This window comes from Cellulomonas sp. URHD0024, assembly GCF_000426185.1.
Classification (GTDB): domain Bacteria; phylum Actinomycetota; class Actinomycetes; order Actinomycetales; family Cellulomonadaceae; genus Cellulomonas.
Window position 1 is genome coordinate 16317 of record NZ_KE384505.1, and the last position, 18520, is coordinate 34836.

The 18520-nt window shown below is 70.7% G+C and carries 18 protein-coding genes; 11 read left to right on the forward strand and 7 right to left on the reverse strand.

The window, feature by feature from the left end:
- The first annotated feature begins 136 nt into the window (after positions 1-136).
- Entirely contained in the window at positions 137-892 is a 756-nt protein-coding gene (locus tag I847_RS0116275; RefSeq protein ID WP_028050530.1) for an SDR family NAD(P)-dependent oxidoreductase, read from the forward strand.
- Position 893: 1 nt separating this feature from the next.
- On the opposite strand, the gene I847_RS24320 is transcribed toward I847_RS0116275, so the two are convergent.
- The 5 genes from I847_RS24320 to I847_RS0116300 form a co-directional block, all read right to left on the reverse strand.
- Positions 894-1514, reverse strand: a complete 621-nt coding sequence (locus I847_RS24320) for a TetR/AcrR family transcriptional regulator (protein ID WP_051274999.1) — start codon at positions 1512-1514, stop codon at positions 894-896.
- A gap of 103 nt (positions 1515-1617) precedes the next feature.
- Positions 1618-2034, reverse strand: a complete 417-nt coding sequence (locus I847_RS0116285) for a hypothetical protein (protein WP_028050531.1) — start codon at positions 2032-2034, stop codon at positions 1618-1620.
- 171 nt (positions 2035-2205) lie between these two features.
- On the reverse strand, positions 2206-3729 hold the full coding sequence (glpK, locus tag I847_RS0116290; RefSeq protein WP_028050532.1) for a glycerol kinase GlpK: 1524 nt from the start codon (positions 3727-3729) through the stop codon (positions 2206-2208).
- Between the two features lie 103 nt (positions 3730-3832).
- A complete protein-coding gene (locus I847_RS0116295; protein ID WP_028050533.1) occupies positions 3833-4594 on the reverse strand; it encodes an MIP/aquaporin family protein in 762 nt (253 codons plus the stop codon).
- Between the two features lie 73 nt (positions 4595-4667).
- On the reverse strand, positions 4668-6488 hold the full coding sequence (locus tag I847_RS0116300; protein WP_028050534.1) for a glycerol-3-phosphate dehydrogenase/oxidase: 1821 nt from the start codon (positions 6486-6488) through the stop codon (positions 4668-4670).
- Between the two features lie 148 nt (positions 6489-6636).
- Here I847_RS0116300 and I847_RS0116305 point away from each other — a divergent pair, with 148 nt between their 5' ends.
- From I847_RS0116305 to I847_RS0116315, 3 genes are all read left to right on the forward strand, one after another.
- Positions 6637-7626, forward strand: coding sequence for a sugar-binding transcriptional regulator (locus tag I847_RS0116305; protein ID WP_028050535.1), 990 nt, complete (start codon positions 6637-6639; stop codon positions 7624-7626).
- Positions 7627-7788: 162 nt separating this feature from the next.
- A complete protein-coding gene (locus I847_RS24325) occupies positions 7789-8301 on the forward strand; it encodes a MarR family winged helix-turn-helix transcriptional regulator (RefSeq protein ID WP_051275000.1) in 513 nt (170 codons plus the stop codon).
- A gap of 51 nt (positions 8302-8352) precedes the next feature.
- The gene (locus tag I847_RS0116315) at positions 8353-8862 is read left to right on the forward strand and encodes an amino-acid N-acetyltransferase (protein WP_028050536.1); all 510 of its coding nucleotides are present in this window, start codon (positions 8353-8355) and stop codon (positions 8860-8862) included.
- Positions 8863-8926: 64 nt separating this feature from the next.
- Here I847_RS0116315 and I847_RS0116320 read toward each other — a convergent pair whose 3' ends face one another.
- Positions 8927-9829, reverse strand: coding sequence for an A/G-specific adenine glycosylase (locus I847_RS0116320; protein WP_028050537.1), 903 nt, complete (start codon positions 9827-9829; stop codon positions 8927-8929).
- 156 nt (positions 9830-9985) lie between these two features.
- Between I847_RS0116320 and I847_RS0116330 the strand changes: the two genes are divergently transcribed.
- Positions 9986-10621 carry a hypothetical protein gene (locus tag I847_RS0116330; protein ID WP_028050538.1) on the forward strand — a complete coding sequence of 212 codons (636 nt, stop codon included), beginning with the start codon at positions 9986-9988 and terminating at the stop codon, positions 10619-10621.
- Positions 10622-10648: 27 nt separating this feature from the next.
- Here I847_RS0116330 and disA read toward each other — a convergent pair whose 3' ends face one another.
- A complete protein-coding gene (disA, locus tag I847_RS0116335) occupies positions 10649-11725 on the reverse strand; it encodes a DNA integrity scanning diadenylate cyclase DisA (protein ID WP_028050539.1) in 1077 nt (358 codons plus the stop codon).
- Between the two features lie 217 nt (positions 11726-11942).
- On the opposite strand from disA, the gene I847_RS0116340 reads away from it, so the two are divergent.
- From I847_RS0116340 to I847_RS0116365, 6 genes are all read left to right on the forward strand, one after another.
- On the forward strand, positions 11943-13094 hold the full coding sequence (locus I847_RS0116340; protein WP_028050540.1) for an ROK family transcriptional regulator: 1152 nt from the start codon (positions 11943-11945) through the stop codon (positions 13092-13094).
- A gap of 79 nt (positions 13095-13173) precedes the next feature.
- Entirely contained in the window at positions 13174-14511 is a 1338-nt protein-coding gene (locus I847_RS0116345) for an ABC transporter substrate-binding protein (RefSeq protein ID WP_028050541.1), read from the forward strand.
- A gap of 5 nt (positions 14512-14516) precedes the next feature.
- Complete coding sequence (locus tag I847_RS27200; RefSeq protein ID WP_034610769.1) at positions 14517-15452, forward strand: carbohydrate ABC transporter permease; 936 nt, start codon at positions 14517-14519, stop codon at positions 15450-15452.
- Positions 15453-15481: 29 nt separating this feature from the next.
- Positions 15482-16282, forward strand: coding sequence for a carbohydrate ABC transporter permease (locus tag I847_RS27205; RefSeq protein ID WP_231384256.1), 801 nt, complete (start codon positions 15482-15484; stop codon positions 16280-16282).
- Positions 16279-17544, forward strand: a complete 1266-nt coding sequence (locus I847_RS0116360; protein ID WP_028050544.1) for a 6-phospho-beta-glucosidase — start codon at positions 16279-16281, stop codon at positions 17542-17544. Before I847_RS27205 ends, I847_RS0116360 begins: the two co-directional genes overlap by 4 nt.
- Positions 17541-18518: an N-acetylglucosamine kinase gene (locus tag I847_RS0116365; RefSeq protein ID WP_034610963.1), complete on the forward strand. Its 978-nt coding sequence runs from the start codon at positions 17541-17543 to the stop codon at positions 18516-18518. Before I847_RS0116360 ends, I847_RS0116365 begins: the two co-directional genes overlap by 4 nt.
- Positions 18519-18520 lie beyond the last annotated feature (2 nt).

An 18520-nucleotide genomic window follows, 5' to 3' on the forward strand; every position in this document is an offset into this window, starting at 1 on the left:
CGCCGCAGATCGGAGCGGAAACGGCCGAAAACCCACCACAACGGACGAACGACTGTTGAGCGGGACGAACCGGTCCCGTACGGTGCGGTTCCGACGGATCCTGGACCCTCGACCAGGCCGCGAACCGGGAGGTCTGGTGCTCGACGGACTCGCTGGCCGACGTGCCCTGGTCACGGGCGGTGCCGCTGGGATCGGCCGCGCGGTCGCGCTGATGCTCGCCCGGGCAGGCGCCGATGTCGCGGTCACGCACCTGGCCCACGACGCGACCGACGTCGTCGCCGGCATCAAGGAGGCAGGCAGCGCCGGCTCGGCCTTCCAGGTGGACCTGCGACACAGCTGGGACGTCGACGAGGTGGTGGCTGCTGCGGCCGAGTCGCTCGGTGGCGGCATCGACATCCTGGTCAACAACGTCGGTGGGCTGGTCGAGCGGCGGACGCTCGCGACGATGGACGACGCCCACTGGCACGGCGCGCTCGACCTCAACCTGTCCTCCACGTTCTACACCACCCGTGCGGCGCTGAAGGTGATGCCCGACGGCGGTCGGATCATCTCGGTCGGCGCGCAGGCCGCCCACAGCGGTGGGGGCACGGGCATGGTCGCCTACACGACCGCGAAGGCGGCGCTCGAGGGTTTCTCCCGGGCGCTCGCGCGTGAGCTCGGACCACGCGGCATCACGGTCAACGTCGTCGCGCCAGGGTTCGTCGCCGGCACACCGCTGCACGCGGCCCACACCCCAGAACCGGCGCAGCGCGCAGCGGTCGCGGCAACGCCGATCGGTCGTGCCGGCGCCGTGGACGATGTCGCCGAGGCGGTCCGCTACCTGGCGTCCGACGGTGCAGCATTCGTGACGGGCGCGGTGCTCGACGTGAACGGCGGCGCCTGGTTCTCGTAGCTCAGCCGTAGGCGTCGTGCGTGTGGTCGACGGGCACCGGCATCGTCCGCCCGGTGACCTGGGACCACGCCCAGCGTGCTGCGTCCTCGGGGGGTGGCAGCGGGTCCATCTCGAGCCAGGCGCCGAACACGGCCATCACCATCCCGGACACCCCGGCGGCGAAGACGTCGAGCGGGATGTCGGCCTGGGTCGGCACCGTGCCCTGCGCCCGCATCGACTCGAGCGCCAGCCCACGGAAGCGTTCGTGCAGCCGGCTCACGGCGACCATCGACCCGTGCGTCCCGAGCGCGTCGCGGTAGAGCTCGGCGTTCTTCGCGAGCAGACCGGCGTAGCGCACCAACGCGGGCGGTGGCTGGTCGGCAGGCGCGTCGGGGGTCACCGGGTCGCTCTCCATCCCGTACTGCGTCGCCTGCATGTCGAGGGCGTCGGCCAGCAACGTGTCCGTGTCGGGGTAGTGCTGGTAGAAGGTGCTGCGGTTGACGGTGGCGCGGTCCGTGACGTCGGCGACGGTGATCTCCGTGAAGGCCCTCTCGCGAGCGAGCGCCAGGAGTGCGTCCTGGAGCAGCCTGCGCGTGCGCAGCACCCGTGGGTCCACCCGTGCACGGCCGTCATCGCCCGTCATGCGATCCACTGTAGCTACGGGACGCCTGGCGGCTTCGGTCCACATGCCGAGAAGACGTGGTTCGCGACGACGCCCGAACCCGCGGTCCCGGGGACGGCGGGCGTCACGCCTTGTCGCCGGACCGCGCTCGGCGTTCGAGCTGGGCCCCGATCCTCGGGTCGGTCTGCAGGGCCAGCAGCCAGCGTGGGCGCAGGAACCTCGGGAGCCAGCAGAGTCCGACGAGCCCGACCAGCCCGCAGATCGCCCCGAGAACCGCTGCCACGGCGCCCAGCGTCGAGGGCAGCGGAGCGGAGGCCACGCCGAGCAGGAGGGCGGCGCCGAGCCACCCGACGGCGAGGACCGTGTACTGGGTGACGAACGTGTGCTGCCGGACGTTGCGTGGGTCGGCCATCCACCAGCGGTAGCCGCGGTAGTGCGCGATGCCGATCGCGAGCAGGATCGCACCGAGGATCGCCCCGGCCACCCCCGTGGGCAGGGTGAGACCGGTCGGGTCCGCCGAGCTCGTGATCCGGACGAGCATGTGGTCCCCTCACCGTCACGTTGGTCGGGTCGAGGCACACCCTACGCACGCGGCGAGACCCGGGCTGTCCCCTCCGACCGCCCGGGTCTCGTCGTGACGGGCGGGCTGCAGGGGCCCGGCTCCGTCCCTGCTGTGGCCGTGCTCCCGCACACGGCCGCAGCTCAGCTCCTCTCAGACGACGTCCTCGTCCATCCAGTCGAAGGTCTTGGTGACGGCCTTCTTCCAGAGCCGGTACTGGCGGTCGCGCTCGCCGTCGTCCATGTTCGGCTCCCAGCGCTTGTCCTCGGCCCAGTTGTCGATGACGTCCTGCTCGCCGTTCCAGAAGCCGACGGCGATGCCCGCCGCGTAGGCGGCGCCGAGCGCGGTGGTCTCCGCGACCTTCGGCCGCACCACGGTCACACCGAGGATGTCGGCCTGGAACTGCATGAGCGTCTCGTTGGCGATCATGCCGCCGTCCACCTTGAGCTCGGTCAGCTCGACGCCCGAGTCGGCGTTCATCGCGTCCAGGACCTCACGGGTCTGGAACGCGGTGGCCTCGAGCGCCGCACGCGCGATGTGGCCCTTGTTGACGTATCGCGTCATGCCGACCAGGGCGCCGCGGGCGTCGGAACGCCAGTAGGGCGCGAACAGGCCGGAGAACGCGGGCACGAAGTAGACGCCGCCGTTGTCCTCGACCGTCGCAGCGAGCGTCTCCACCTCGGGTGCCGACGAGATCAGGCCGAGGTTGTCGCGGAGCCACTGGACCAGCGATCCCGAGACGGCGATCGAGCCCTCGAGCGCGTAGACGGTCGGCTGGTCGCCGATCTTGTAGCAGACGGTCGTGAGCAGGCCGTTCTTCGACGGGACCGGCGACGTCCCCGTGTTGATGAGCATGAAGTTGCCGGTGCCGTACGTGTTCTTGGCCATGCCGACCTCGAAGCAGGCCTGCCCGAAGGTCGCTGCCTGCTGGTCTCCGAGGATGCCGGCGATCGGCACCCCGGGCACCATCCCGCCCTCGCGTCCGTGCCCGTAGACCTCGGACGACGAGCGGATCTCCGGGAGCATCGACAGCGGGATGCCCATGTCGTTGGCGATGTCCTCGTTCCACGTGAGGGTGTCGAGGTTCATCAGCATGGTGCGTGAGGCGTTCGTCGGGTCGGTGACGTGCACACCGCCGTCGACGCCGCCGGTCATGTTCCAGAGCACCCACGAGTCGGTGTTGCCGAACGCGAGGTCACCGGCCTCGGCCTTGGCGCGGGCGCCCTCGACGTTGTCGAGGATCCACTTGATCTTCGGGCCCGAGAAGTAGGTCGCCAGCGGCAGGCCGACCTTGTCCTTGTACCGGTCCGCGCCGCCGCCGAGAGCCCCCAGCTCGTCGGCGATCTTCTGCGTGCGCGTGTCCTGCCAGACGATCGCGTTGTAGACGGGCTTGCCGGTGGTGCGGTCCCACACGACCGCCGTCTCGCGCTGGTTGGTGATGCCGACCGCGGCGATGTCCTTGTAGGTCAGGTTGGCGCGGGTCAGCGCGAGGCCGACCACCTCGCGGGTGTTCTTCCAGATCTCCTCCGCGTCGTGCTCGACCCAGCCCGCACGCGGGAAGATCTGCTCGTGCTCGATCTGGCCGGACTCGACGATCTGCCCGGAGTGGTCGAAGACGATGGCCCGGGAGCTCGTGGTGCCTTGGTCGATGGCGAGGATGTACTGGGTGTCGGGCATGGTGGGGATTCCTCCGAAGGTCGTGCGGGGTGCGAGGTGGAGGCCCGGACGACGCCGACCAGGGGGCCAGTGGCGCCGTCCGGGCGCTTGTGGATGACCGAGGTCAGAGGTTGATCGGGAACACGACGTAGGCCTTCGCCAGCAGACCGGCGAGGACTCCGCCGACGATCGGGCCGAGGACCGGGACCCAGGCGTAGCTCCAGTCGCTCGAGCCCTTGCCCCTGATGGGCAGCAGCGCGTGCGCGATTCGAGGACCGAGGTCACGAGCCGGGTTGATCGCGTAGCCGGTCGGGCCACCGAGGCTGGCACCGATGCCGACCACGAGGAACGCGACCGGTAGTGGACCGAGCTGCGCGGGGTTCCTGCCGAAGGAGAGGATCACGAACACGAGCACGAAGGTCGCGATGACCTCGGTGACGAAGTTCCAGGCGTAGGAGCGGATCGCGGGGCCGGTGGAGAAGACGGCGAGCTTGGTTGCGCCCGGGGCGTCCTCGTCGAAGTGCTTCTTGTACGCGAGGTAAGCGATCACGGCGCCGATCAGGGCGCCGACCATCTGAGCGCCGATGTAGGCGAGCGTGTTCCCCGTGTCGACAGGTATGCCACCGGAGCCGTCCTTCGACGGATTCACGAAGTAGTCCTGGCCGCTCGCCACGATGCCCAACGTCACTGCAGGGTTCAGTGCCGCGCCGGACTTGAAGGCTGCGAAGACGCCCGCCATGACGGCGAAGCCCCATCCGAAGTTGATGAGGAGCCAGCCACCGTCGAAACCCTTGTTCCTCGGGAGGATGACGTTTGCTACGACACCGGCACCCAAGAGGACCAGCAGCCCGGTTCCGATCACCTCGGACCAGAAGGCATCTGTCATTGTGTAGTCCACAGTCGACCCTTTCTGACGGACGTCGTTGTCACGTTCACCTCGCGGAGGACCGCGAGGAGTCTCAGGTCCCGACGGGACCGGATGAGCCCCTGCCCGCGGGCGAGCCGGGCTTGGTGCCCGCCCCGACCTTGTCCTTGGCGTCCTCGACGGACAGCATCGGCGCGAGGTCCGCCGCGCGTAGTCGAACCTTCTCGGCGGAGACGTCGTCGGTCTCCTGGGCGGCCGCGTCCTCGGCCTCCGCCCGGGCGACGTACGCGGCGATCTCACGGCTGCGGGTCGCGTCGTCCCAGCCCAGGACAGGTCCGACGAGGTCCGCGATCTCGTCCAGGGCGCCGACTCCCTTGTCGGCCTGCTCGTAGTTGAGCCGGGTCCGGTGCATGAGGACGTCGTCCAGGTGGAGCGCGCCCTCGTGGCTGGCCGCGTAGACGATCTCGGCCCGGATGTACGCGTCGGCGTTCGCCAGCGGCTCCGCGAGCGACGGGTCGTCGTCGACCAGGTCGATCAGCTCGCCGATCAGCGAGCCGTAGCGGTGCAGCAGGTGGTCCATCCGGGGCCGGCTCCAGCCGTACTTCTGCCCGATCGCCCGCGCCTGCCGCTGGAACACCACCAGGCCCTCGGCGCCCACGAGCGGGAGGTCGTTGGTGATCGACGGCAGCGTCGTGGCCCGCGACCCGATCGCGAAGTCGACCGCGTCCTTGGCCATCACGCGGTACGTCGTCAGCTTGCCGCCGGCGATGACGGTGAATCCTGGTGCGGGCGAGGCGACCGTGTGCTCTCGGGACACCTTCGCGCTCGTCGTGCCGGCCTTGACCTGCGGCTGCAGCAGCGGCCGCAGCCCCGCCCAGGTGCCGATGATGTCCTCGCGCGTGATCGGCCGGGACAGGACCGCGTTGGCGTGCTCGATCACGTAGTCGATGTCGGCGCTCGTCGCGACGGGGTGCGTCAGCTCCTGGACCCACGGGGTGTCGGTGGTGCCGATCACCCAGTACCGGGACCACGGGATGATGAACAGCACCGACTTCTCGGTCTGCAGGATCAGGCCGACCTCGCCGGCGATGCGGCTGCGCGGCACCACGATATGGATGCCCTTGCTCGCCAGCACCCGCAGACCGCCCTCGGAACCGGCCAGCGACTCGGTCTGCTCGGTCCACACGCCGGTCGCGTTGATGACGTGCCGGGCGCGCACGTCGATGTGGTCGCCCGTCTCCAGGTCCACCACCTCGGCGCCGGTGACCGCTCCGCCGGTCGTCGTCTGCAGCGCGTGGACCTGCGTGCGGCTCGCGGCGCGCGCACCGTAGGAGACCGCGGTGCGGACGAGGGTCTCGACGAGGCGGGCGTCGTCGACGGCGGCGTCCCAGTAGCGGACCGCGCCGATCGCCGCGTCGTGCCGCAGGTCCGGGAACAGCCGCTCCATGCCCTTGCGGGTCAGGTGCCGGTGGATCGGGAGGGCGCGCTTGGCGCCGTTGACGGAGGCGAGCGTGTCGTAGAGCGCGACACCGGCGCCGACGTAGGCCCGTTCCCAGATGCGGTTCTCGAGCGGGTACAGGAAGCTGACCGGCTTGACGAGGTGCGGGGCCAGGTGGTTGATCAGCAGGTCGCGTTCGGTGAGCGCCTCGCGGACCAGGTGGAAGTCGAGCATCTGCAGGTACCGCAGGCCGCCGTGCACGAGCTTGCTCGACCGGCTCGACGTGCCGCTGGCCCAGTCCTGCGCCTCGACGATCGCGGTGGACAGTCCGCGACTGACCGCGTCCAGCGCGATCCCGGCCCCGGTGACGCCGCCTCCGATCACGAGCACGTCGAGCTCGTTCCCGCGCTCGGCACTCGCGCGTAGAGCGTCGAGTGCGTCCTGTCGTGCCTGGGCCGTCAACGGCGCTGTTCGCATAAAGGTTGCCCCTTGATTCAGTGCTGCGGATCTTCGTCGTCCCGTTCGCCCGTTTCGGGGCACTTGGCTATGGTCATCACGAGGCGAACGAACGCGCAACCGGGCTGCACATATGTGCAGATCTCGTTGGCGGGCGGGAGGGGGTCGGATGTACGTCGAACGCGAGCAGGACGTTCTCCGCGCTGCGTCCATGTATTACCTCCAGGACATCAAGATGGAGGTCATCGCGCGCCACCTGGGCACGTCACGGTCCACCGTCTCGCGGCTCATCAAGCGCGCACGGGAGTCCGGCCTGGTGGAGATCACGCTGCGCCCGGCGAGCACCCGTGCACCGGGGCTCGGGCGCACGATCGCGGCGACGTTCGGCATCGAGACCTATGTGGTCTCGGTCCCGGACTCCGCCAGCCACATCGAGCGGCTCGACCAGGTCTCCATCACGGCGGCGCGGCTGCTGTCGTCGTGGTTCGACTCCGACATGGTGCTCGGCGTGGCGTGGGGGACCACGCTGGCCTCGGTGTCCCGCTACCTGGCCCCGAAGCCCACGCGCGGCTCCGCGGTCGTGCAGCTGAACGGCGCCGCCAACATGCGCACCAGCGGCATCGAGTACGCGAGCGACCTCATCTCGACGTTCGGCACCGCGTTCGCGGCGGCCGTGCACCACTTCTCCGTGCCCGCGTTCTTCGACTACCCGGACACCAAGGCGGCGATGTGGCGCGAGCGTTCGGTGCGCCGCGTGCTCGACATGCAACGACGTGCGGACATCGCCGTGTTCTCCGTCGGGGCGGTCGCCGGTGCGGTCCCGTCGCACGTGTACTCGGCCGGCTACCTCGACGACGCGGACGTGAAGAACCTGCACGACGAGGGTGTCGTCGGCGACGTGTGCACCGTCTTTCTGCGTGCGGACGGTTCCTGGCAGGACGTGCACCTGAACGAACGGGCCACCGGTCCCACCCCGGTCGAGCTCCAACGCATCCCGCGGCGCGTGTGCGTCGTCGCCGGTGACAACAAGGTGGCACCGCTGCTGGCGGCACTGCGCGCCGGGGTGGTCAGCGACCTCGTCGTCGACGAGATCACGGCCACGGGACTGCTCGAGGCAGCGGAACCGCCGCACCGGCGTCGGGCTCGAGCACGGAATTAGCCCGCGGTGTGAGGAAAAAGTTCGGCTCTTGGACTACCTGGTCAGCCCGGCATCAGGGAGTATCAAGGCCTACGCAGGGGGCGTGGGTGCCGCCGGACGTCGTCGGCACCCGTAAGGACGGGTCCCCCATGACGGAGCGGCCCCGACGACCGATGGGGACGCGTGACCGAGGACAGTCTGACCGGCACTACTTCGGGCCTGGCGCCCACCGAGCTGCGATACCTGGTCCTGGCGACGCAGCGAGAAGGACACCGGCTGTTCGCCCGGCTGCTCGCGGACACCGGGCTCACCCCGTCGCAGTCCGAGATCGTCGTGGTCCTCGCCGAGTTCGGACCGCTGAGCCTGCGCGACCTCGGCGGCATGATCGTCTGCGAGGCCGGGAGCCCGAGCCGCGTCGTCGACGCGCTCGTACAGCGCGGGCTCGTCGCGAGGAAGCCGGATCCACGCGACCGTCGTGCGGTCCTGCTCGACCTGACGGCGAGGGCCCGCGAGCTGGTGCCCACGTTGCACGAGGTCGAGAGCGAGATGGATGCTGCGACCGCCGACAGGCTCGACCCGGAGCAGCGCGTCCTGCTCGCGGCCGTGCTGCGCAGCTTCCTGGACGGCACGCGCGACGGCCTGGCCCTGGACCGCAGGTTCGCCGCGTGGCGGTCCGCGCCGCCCGCCATTTCCTGAGCCGTCCGGCCTGAGACGTCCGGCCAGCCGGTGAACGTCTACCCTCTCCACGTGCCTTCCGACATCCGCGTCCGCTCGGCGCTGCCCGCCGACGTGCGTGCCATCCGTTCCCTCGTCGAGCCGTACGCCGAGCAGCGGATCCTGCTGGCCAAGGAGTGGGTCGGCTACTACGAGGCCGTGCAGGAGTTCCTCGTCGCGGAGGCCCTCTCCGACGGTTCGGTCGTCGGCTGCGGAGCGCTGCACGTCATGTGGCAGGACCTGGCCGAGATCCGCACCCTGGCAGCCTCGCGCGACTGGCGCGGTGCCGGCGTCGGGCACGCGCTCCTCGACGGGCTGCTGCAACGCGCCCGCGACCTCGGCCTGCGCCGCGTGTTCTGCCTGACCTTCGAGGTCGCGTTCTTCGAGGCGCACGGGTTCCACGTGATCGAGGGGACGCCCGTCACGCCCGACGTCTACCTCGAGCTGCTGCGCTCGCACGACGACGGGGTCGCCGAGTTCCTGGACCTCGCGCGCGTGAAGCCGAACACCCTGGGCAACACCCGCATGCTCATCGAGCTCTGACCCGCTTCCCTCCAGACAACGTCCGCACTCGTGTGGCCCCTGACGCCCACGAGCGCGGACGTCGTCAGTGGGGGAGGCAGTAGGTGGGCTCCGCGTCGTCGCTGAGTGGGGGGATCTTCGCGACGAGGCCGTCGGTCAGCAGGGACTCCAGGCAGCGGGTCAGCTGGATGGCGTCCGGCCACACGGCGGCCACCGCCTGGGCCGGGACCGGGCCGATCGCCTCGCGCAGCAGGGCCATCACGCGGCCGCGCACCTGGCGGTCGGTTCCGACGAAACCCTGGGTCCTGCGTCGGGCGGCGTGCTCGTCCGCAGGCCGACCTGCCGCGTACCAGGCGCAGAGGTCCACGACCGGGCACGTGTCGCAGCGCGGCGCGCGGGCCGTGCACACGAGCGCGCCCAGCTCCATCGACGCGGCGGCCCAGCGCGCTGCCGTCGCGTCGTCGGCGGGCGCGTACGCGTCCGCGAGCCGCACCTCGGCGGCCGACTGGGTGGGGCCGGGGAGCGCCACCCCTTCCGCGCTGCGCGCCAGGACGCGTCGCACGTTGGTGTCCAGCACGACCGAGCGGCGCCCGAACGCGAACGCCCGGACCGCGGCGGCGGTGTACGACCCGACGCCGGGGAGTGCCATGAGCTCCGGTTCCGACGAGGGCACGACCCCGCCGTGCCGCTCGACGACCACCCGCGCGCACTCCTGGAGCCGCAGCGCGCGACGGGGGTAGCCGAGCCGGTCCCACGCGCGCAGCACGTCGCCGGTCGGTGCGTCGGCGAGGTCCCGCGGCAAGGGCCATCGGGACATCCACGCACGCCAGGCGGGCTCGACCCGCGCGACCGGCGTCTGCTGGAGCATGACCTCGCTGACCAGGACGCCCCACGGGTTGCGGTCGGGCGCACGCCACGGAAGGTCGCGCGCGTGCACGTCGAACCAGTCCAGGATCGGCTCGCGCAGCTCGGCGGGGGAGGGCGGCACCGCAGCATCCTGCCTCAATCCGCAGGCGCCCGGGCGATCGCAGCCTGGTTGGGCCACCTGCGGTGCGTCGGTGGCGTCGTCGTCGGGTTCGCCCTCTACCGTGGTCGCGCCACGTGGGACCGCGACGGCGACGAGAGGTGAGATGGGGTGGGGTCGATGGGTGCACAGCAGCCGCCCCCGAGGCTGCCCGCCCGTGTCTACTGGGTGCGGCGACTGGTCGTGCTGGGGATCCCGCTGCTGGTCGTGGTCCTGCTGGTCGTCTGGATCACTGGACGCGGTGGCGGTGACGAGCCCACGCCGGCGGCCCTCACGACGACGACGGCTGCGACACGCCCGGCCGCCCACCCGACCGTGACGACACCCGCCCCGTCGACGTCACCTTCCCAGGAGCCCGGCGGCGTCCCGGACTGCGACGCCGACATGCTCGCCCTCGCGATGACGGCCACCGCCGAGACGTTCGGGCCCGGCGTGAAGCCGACGTTCGACGTCACGATCACCAACACCGGCGACGAGACCTGCCTGGTGAACGCGGGCGAGACGGGCCGCGAGATCGTGATCACGTCCGGGGACGACCGGGTCTGGGACAGCCGGGACTGCATCGTGGACGGGACGCAGACCCGCGACCTGCTGCTTGCGGCGGCGGCCGTCGACTCCACCGAGCTCACCTGGGACCGCGTCCGCTCCGCTCCGAGCTGCCCGCCGAACCTGCCAGCGCCGGGGCCCGGGACCTACTCCGCGCAGTTCACCCTCGCGGGTGCGGCCGCGCCCCCGGCGGTGTTCGGGCTGGGCTGACGTCCGTCCCGTACAAGAGGGAGAGGGTCAGACGTACCGCTCGAGGATGCTTGACTCGGCGAGCCGGGACAGCCCCTCGCGAACGGCGCGGGCGCGCTGCTCGCCGACACCCTCGACGGCCATGAGGTCGTCGATCCCCGCGGCCAGCAGCTTCTGCAGGCCTCCGAAGTGGGAGACGAGCCGGTCGACGATGGCGCCCGGCAGGCGGGGGACCTTGGACAGCAGGCGGTACCCACGCGGGCCCGCGGCCGCGTCGAGCGCGTCTCCGCCGCCCGGGAAGCCGAGGACCGTCGCGATGCGACCGATGTCGAGCAGCTCGGTCGAGTCGAGGTACGACAGCTCGTCGAGCACCGAGTCGACCTCCCGTCGCACGGTGTCGACGTAGTCGCGGATGATCAGCGTGCGGTCGGAGCTGATGCCGCCGACGAGCTCGTCCAGCTGCAGGGTCAGCAGGCGGCCGTCGGTGCCCAGCTCGACGACGTAACCCTCGATCTCCTCGGAGATGCGGCGCACCATCTCGAGGCGCTGCACGACGGCGGAGACGTCCCGGACGGTGACCAGGTCCTCGATCTCGAGGGCGGACAGGGTGCCGCTGACCTCGTCGAGACGCGACTTGTACCGCTCGAGCGTGGCCAGCGCCTGGTTGGCGCGGGACAGGATGGTGGTCGAGTCCTCGATGACGTGCCGGTTACCACCGACGTACAGCGCGATGATCCGCATGGATGCCGACACCGAGATGACGGGCAGGCCGGTCTGCTTGGCCACGCGCTCGGCGGTGCGGTGGCGGGTGCCGGACTCGGAGGTCTCGATCGTCACGTCCGGCAGCAGCTGGACGGCCGCGCGCACGATGCGCGAGATGTTCGCGTCCACGACGACCGCGCCGTCCATCTTGGCCAGCTCGCGCAGGCGGGTGGCCGAGAACTCGACGTCCAGGACGAAGCCGCCGGAGCAGATGCTCTCCACCGTGCTGTCGAACCCGAGCACGATCAGCGCGCCGGTCCGGCCGCGCAGGATCCGCTCCAGGCCGTCGCGAAGCTCACCGCCGGGGGCGACGGCAGCGAGCGTGGATCTGAGCAGGTCGTCCGGGACGTGCGATGGGGGCACGGGTGCATCGTAACGACGGCGGCTGATCGCGGCTCCGTCAAAACACCCGGCAGCCCGACCGGGGCTGACGGTTCACCCGACCGGCCAGTCGTGACACCGCGTCCGAGACGAGATCCGAGGTCGCCGAAAGTGTTGTCTATTAGGAAACCTACCTGTTAGTTTGGCCCGGTTCGGGAACGAGCCCATACGGCGGTCGACGACGATCGGAGCGCACCACATGGACGGCACGCCCAGCCAGCCGGGGACCCCCGGACTGCTGCGCGCCATGAACGATCGAGCGGCGCTGGCGCTCCTGCTCGAGCACGGCCCGCTGACCCGGGCCCAGATCGGTGAGCTGACCGGTCTGTCGAAGCCGACCGCGTCGCAGGTGGTCGCGCGGCTCGAGCAGCTGGACCTGATCGACGTCGTCGGGTCCGTTGCCGCCGTCCGCGGACCGAGTGCCGTCACCTACGGCGTGCGCACCCACCGGGCGCACGCCGTCGCGGTCGACCTGCGGCCGCACCGGGTCTTGTCGACGCTCGTCGACGCGACCGGCGGTGAGCACCCGGTCGCCGAGGTGTCGTTGGCGCGCACCGCGTCGGAGCGGTCGGCGGTCGGCGACATCAGCGCGGCGATCCAGGCGGCGTGCGAGGCCGCCGGTACCACTCCCGACACGGTCGTGGCGGCGGCCGTCGGGGTGCAGGGTGCCGTCGACCCGCGCACCGACGACCTCGCCTTCGTCGGCCTCATGCCCGGCTGGCCGCGCAAGGCCGTCCGCCCACAGCTCGAGGACGGGCTGGGCCTCAACGTCCGCATCGACAACGACGTGAAGCTGGCCGCCGTCGCGGAGCGTGTCGAGGGCGCGGGGCACGAGGTCGACGCATTCGCGCTGCTCTGGATCGGCGACGGCCTGGGCCTCGCGGTCGACCTCGGCGGGACGCTGCACCGCGGCGCAGCCGGTGGGGCCGGCGAGATCGGCTACCTGCCGGTCACCGGTGCCAAAGACCTGCAGGATCTCGTCGGCGGCATCGCCATGGGCAAGCTGGCCCGCGCCCACGGCGTTCGCGGCCGCACCCTGGACTCCGTCCTGGCCGAGCTGGCCACGCACCCCGCCAAGCACGCCGTCCTCGGCGAGCTCGCGGAGCGCGTGGCCGTCGGTGTCATCCCCGTGCTCGCCGTGCTCGACCCGCCCGTGGTCGTGCTCGGTGGACCGACCGGCGCCGCCGGTGGTCAGACCCTCGCCGACCTCGTGCGAGGGCACATCCGCAGGACCACCCGGTGGTCCCCGCACATCTCCGTGAGCACCGTGGCTGATCACCCGGTGCTGCGCGGTGCCCGATCCGTCGTCGGCGCGGACCTGCGCTCCCGACTGCTGGACCTCGTCCCCTAGAAAGCCCCTCGCACGACCACCCGCCCGGAGCACGCGAGTCCGGGTGGCGGTCGGTCGTGCCTCGCGTAAGGAGCCTCTCGTGACTACACGCAAGACCTGGCTCGTCGTCCCCGCCCTCGTGGCGGTCGCGGCGCTGGCGGCCTGCAGCGGCGGGTCCGGCGCCGACGGACCCACGGCCGCCGCCTCGGCGCCCTCGGAGGTGACCGGAACCGTCGAGTTCTGGCACTTCTTCACCGACCGCGAGGCCGACACCATCCAGTCCGTGGTCGACGACTTCGAGAAGGCCAACCCGGGCGTCACCGTCCACGTGAAGTCCGGCCAGGACGACCAGAAGATGCGCCAAGCCATCTCGGCCGGCAAGGCCATCGACGTCGGCATGTCCTACTCGACCGACCAGGTGGGACCGCTGTGCTCGTCGGGCGACTTCGTCGACCTGTCGAGCTTCATCCAGCGCGACAAGGTGGACCTGACGCAGATCCCCGACACCGTGCTCGGCTACACGTCGTACAAGGACGTCCGCTGCACGATGCCGGCGCTCGCCGACGTCTACGGGCTCTACTACAACAAGGACCTGCTCTCCGCGGCGGGGTATACCGAGCCCCCCAAGACTCTCGACGAGCTGTCCGACATGGCCGTCAAGCTGACCACGTTCAACGACGACGGGTCGATCAAGCAGCTCGGGTTCATGCCCCTGCTCGGCTACTACGAGAACGCCGAGGCGCACTGGGCGCCGGCCGCCGACGCGCAGTGGCTCAACGACGACGGCACGTCCGCGATCGGCTCGTCGCCGGGCTGGAACGCGATCCTCGAGTGGCAGAAGGACCTGATCGACCGGCTCGGCGGGTACAAGAAGCTCGCCGACTTCCAGGCCGCTCTCGGGCAGGAGTTCTCGGCCGAGAACGACTTCCAGACCGGCAAGGTCGCAATGAACCTCGACGGCGAGTACCGCACCGCCTTCATCGCGGACCAGGCGCCCGACCTGGACTACGGCACGGCGCCTTTCCCGTCGGCCAAGGGGTACGAGGACAGCTACGGCGCCGGCTACATCACCGGCAACATCATGGGCATCGGCAAGGGCGCCAAGAACCCCGAGGCGGCGTGGGCACTCATCAAGTACCTGACGATGAATGCGGACGCGCAGGTGAAGCTGGCCAACGGGATCAAGAACGCGCCGACGATGCACGACGCGATCGTGTCGCCGGACCTCGAGGTCTCGCCGCAGTTCAAGACGTTCCTCGACATCTTCGAGAACCCGAAGTCGTCCACCACCCCACCCAGCGGCATCGGCGCGGAGTACCAGACGATCTTCGGCACCCACACGGCGAAGTGGCAGCAGGGTGACGTCACCGACCTGCCGGGCATGCTGACGACGGTCGACGACGAGATCGACGCGGCCGTCAAGCTCCAGGCCGGCTGACCCGCATGGCCTCGACGATCCAGCGCCGACGGAACAGGGCGGCTCTCGGCCTCCTGACGCCGGCACTGCTCGGCATGATCGTGTTCTTCGTCTTCCCGCTGGTGGTCACGGTCTACCTCTCGTTCACGGCGTTCGACCTGTCGAACCCGCCGAGATGGAACGACTTCGCCAACTGGAGGTTCCTGGTCAGCGGCGACCCGCTGATCGGCACGGCGATCGTCAACACGCTGTGGTTCGTCGCGATCCTCGTGCCGGCCCGGATCGTCGGGGCCCTGTTCGTCGGCTGGGTGCTCACGCGGGCCCGGCGCTCGTCGGGCGCCCTGCGGACCGTCTACTACCTGCCGGCCCTCATCCCGCCGGTGGCGGCGACGATCGCGTTCGTCTTCGTGCTCAACCCCGCCACCGGCCCGGTCAACGAGATGCTCGGCTGGTTCGGGATCGACGGACCGGGCTGGTTCACCGACCCGGCCTGGGCCAAGCCGTCGCTCGTGCTCCTGGGCCTGTGGGTGCTCGGCGACATCATGGTGATCTTCCTGGCGAGCCTGCTGGACGTCCCGACCGAGCAGTACGAGGCGGCCGAGCTCGACGGCGCGAGCACGCGCCAGCAGTTCTGGTTCGTCACGGTGCCCAACATGACGCCGGTCCTGCTGTTCGCGCTGATCACCGGGATCATCGGGGCGCTGCAGTACTTCACCGAACCCGCGGTGGCGTCCTCGACGGCGATGGGCAAGTCGATGGTCGGGGAGGGCGCCTCGGGTGCGCTCGGCTGGCCCGACCAGTCGACGCTCACCTACGGGCAGCTCCTGTACTCCAAGGCGTTCGGCGCCAACCTCATGGGGTACGCGTCCGCCATGGCCGTGGTGCTGTTCGTCGTCGCGGCACTCGTCATGGCCGTGCTGCTGCGTCGGTTCAGGTCGTTCACGCCGGATGTGGCCAGTTGAACCGCCGCAGCTCGTCGACCCTGGTCTGGGTGGCCGACCACGCCGTCTTCCTCGCGTTGGCCGTCGTGTTCCTCGCGCCGTTCGCGTTCATCCTGCTCACCTCCGTCATGTCGCCGGCGCGGGCGGGGACGTCGTTCGGCTGGCCGACGTCGTTCCACTGGGACAACTACGCGGAGGTGTTCCACCGGCTCCCGATGCTGAAGTACACGGGCAACTCGTTCCTGTACGCGGGCCTGGCGACCCTCTTCATGCTGGTCTCGTCGGTCCCCGCGGCCTACGCCATGGCGCGCATCCAGTTCCGCGGCTCGGGCGTCCTGCTCGTCGCCGTGATCGGCATGATGCTGCTCCCGCCGCAGGTCACGAGCGTCCCGCTGTACGTCATGTGGTCCAAGCTCGGCCTCACGGGAACCCTCTGGCCGCTCATCCTGCCCAACCTCCTGGGTGATGCGTTCTCGATCTTCCTGCTGCGCCAGTTCTTCCTGACGATCCCGAAGGAGTACAGCGAGGCCGCCCGGCTGGACGGCTGCGGCGAGCTGCGCACGTTGCTTCGAGTGATCGTCCCGATGGCCAAGCCCGGCATCGCGGCGACGGCGATCTTCATGTTCTTCGCCTCGTGGAACGACTACTACGGGCCGCTGCTCTACACGTCCGAGAACGAGTCGGCCTGGCCGGTCTCGTACGCGCTCGCGCAGTTCCGCGGCGCGCACTCGGTCGACTGGAACCTCACGATGGCCGCGACCGTGATCGCGATGGTCCCGGTCCTGATCATCTTCTTCCTCGCCCAACGCATCTTCGTGCAGGGCGTCACGCTGACCGGAGTCAAGGGATGAAGCTCACCGTCCTCGGTGGCGGGTCCACCTACACGCCCGAGCTCGTCGACGGGTTCGCGCGCCTGCGTGCCCTGCTGCCGCTCACCGAGCTGTGCCTGGTGGACCCGGACGCCACTCGGCTCGGCCTGGTCGCCGGGGTCTCGCGCCGGATGTTCGCGCGGTACGGGTACGACGTCACCGTCACGGCCACGGCCGACGTCGTCGCCGGGGTGTCCGACGCCTCCGCGGTGCTGTTCCAGCTGCGGGTCGGGGGCCAGGCGGCCCGGCACACGGACGAGACGTTCCCGCACGCGTGCGGGTGCATCGGCCAGGAGACCACAGGTCCCGGCGGCTTCGCGAAGGCGCTGCGAACGGTGCCGGTGGTCCTGTCGTTGGCCTCGCTGGTACGCCGGTACGCCCGGCCGGACGCGTGGATCGTCGACTTCACCAACCCGGTCGGCATCGTGACGCGGGCGCTGCTGTCGGAGGGGCACCGAGCCGTCGGGCTGTGCAACGTGGCGATCGGGTTCCAGCGCCGGTTCGCGGCGATGCTCGACGTACCTGCGTCGTCCGTCGCCCTGGATCACGTCGGCCTCAACCACCTGACCTGGGTCCGCGGTGCCTCCGTGGACGGCGTCGACCGCCTGCCCGGACTGCTTGCCGCCCACCTGCCCGAGATCGCCGACGAGGTCGAGCTGCCCCCGAGCCTGGTGTCGCTGCTCGGCGTCGTGCCGTCGTACTACCTGCGCTACTACTACGCGCACGATGCCGTCCTCGCCGAGCAGACGGCGCCCGGCGCGGTGACGCGCGCACACGCCGTGACTGCGGTGGAGGACGAGCTGCTCGCGCTCTACGCCGACCCCTCCGTGGACAGCAAGCCGGCCGCGCTGGAGAAGCGCGGCGGCGCGTTCTACTCCGAGGCAGCGGTCGACCTGCTCGCCTCGCTCACCGCCGACCGCGGTGACGTCCAGGTGGTCAACGTCCGCAACGACGGAACGCTGCCCTTCCTGCCCGACGAGCACGTGATCGAGGTACCGGCGACCATCTCGGCGTCCGGCGTCACGCCGCTCGCCGCCCGTCCGCTCCCCGACGACCTCGCCGGACTGGTCGCTCAGGTGGCGGGCTACGAGCGACTCGCACTCGAGGCCGCGGTCCATGGCGGCCGCGACCGCGTGGAACGCGCCCTGCTCGCGCACCCGCTGGTCGGCCAGTACGACCGGGCGTCGCGGCTCACTGACCTCCTGCTCGCGGAGAACCGTGCGCACCTCGCGTGGGCCCGATGAGTGTCCTGGTCGCCGTCGACGGCGGCGGCAGCAAGACCGACGTGCTGGTGCTGGATCCCGACGGCACGGTGCTCGCGCACGCCCGCGGTCCCGGGTCCTGCCCGCAGATCATCGGGGTGCAGCCGGCGCTCGAGATCATCGACGGTCTCGTGCGCACCGCACTCGCGGGTCGCTCGGACGTCGGCCGGGTGGGGATCTACCTGTCCGGGTTGGACCTGCCCGTCGAGATCGACACGTTCACGTCCGCCCTGCGGTCCCTCGACTGGTTCACGGCGGCCTCGGCCGTCGTCGACAACGACACGTTCGCTCTCCTGCGTGCCGGGACGGACTCCCACGAGGCGGTCGTCGTCGTGTGCGGGACGGGGATCAACTGCGTCGGTCGGCGCTCCGACGGTGCCACCGCCCGCTTCCCGGCCCTCGGCCGCATCTCCGGCGACTGGGGTGGGGGCTTCGAGCTGGGCGAGCAGGCGATCTGGCACGCGGCCCGAGCGGTCGACGGGCGCGGTCCGGCGACGACGCTCGCGCACCTCGTGCCGGCGGCCCTGGGTCGTCCGACGATGGCCGCGGTGATCGAGGACCTGCACTTCCGCGTCCTCGGGCACGACGACGTCGTCGGCCTCGCCCCCGCACTCCTGGGTGCCGCGGCAGACGGGGACGCGGTCTGCGCGCAGATCGTCGAACGACAGGCCGACGAGGTGGCGACCCTCGCCCTGACGGCGCTGCGCCGGCTCGACCTCGTCGACCAGGCCGTGCCCGTCGTGCTCGGCGGGGGAGTCCTCGCCGCGCGCGACCCGGGTCTCACCGAGGGGATCCGCGGACGCCTCGCGTCCGGAGCGCCGCGGGCTCACCTGACGTTCGTCAGCGACCGCCCGGTCCTCGGTGCGGCGTTCCTGGTGCTCGAGGCGTACGGGTCGTCCGCGAATGCCGTCGAGCGCGCACGGGAGACGTACCCAGCGTTCGGGGCGCTCGTCTGATC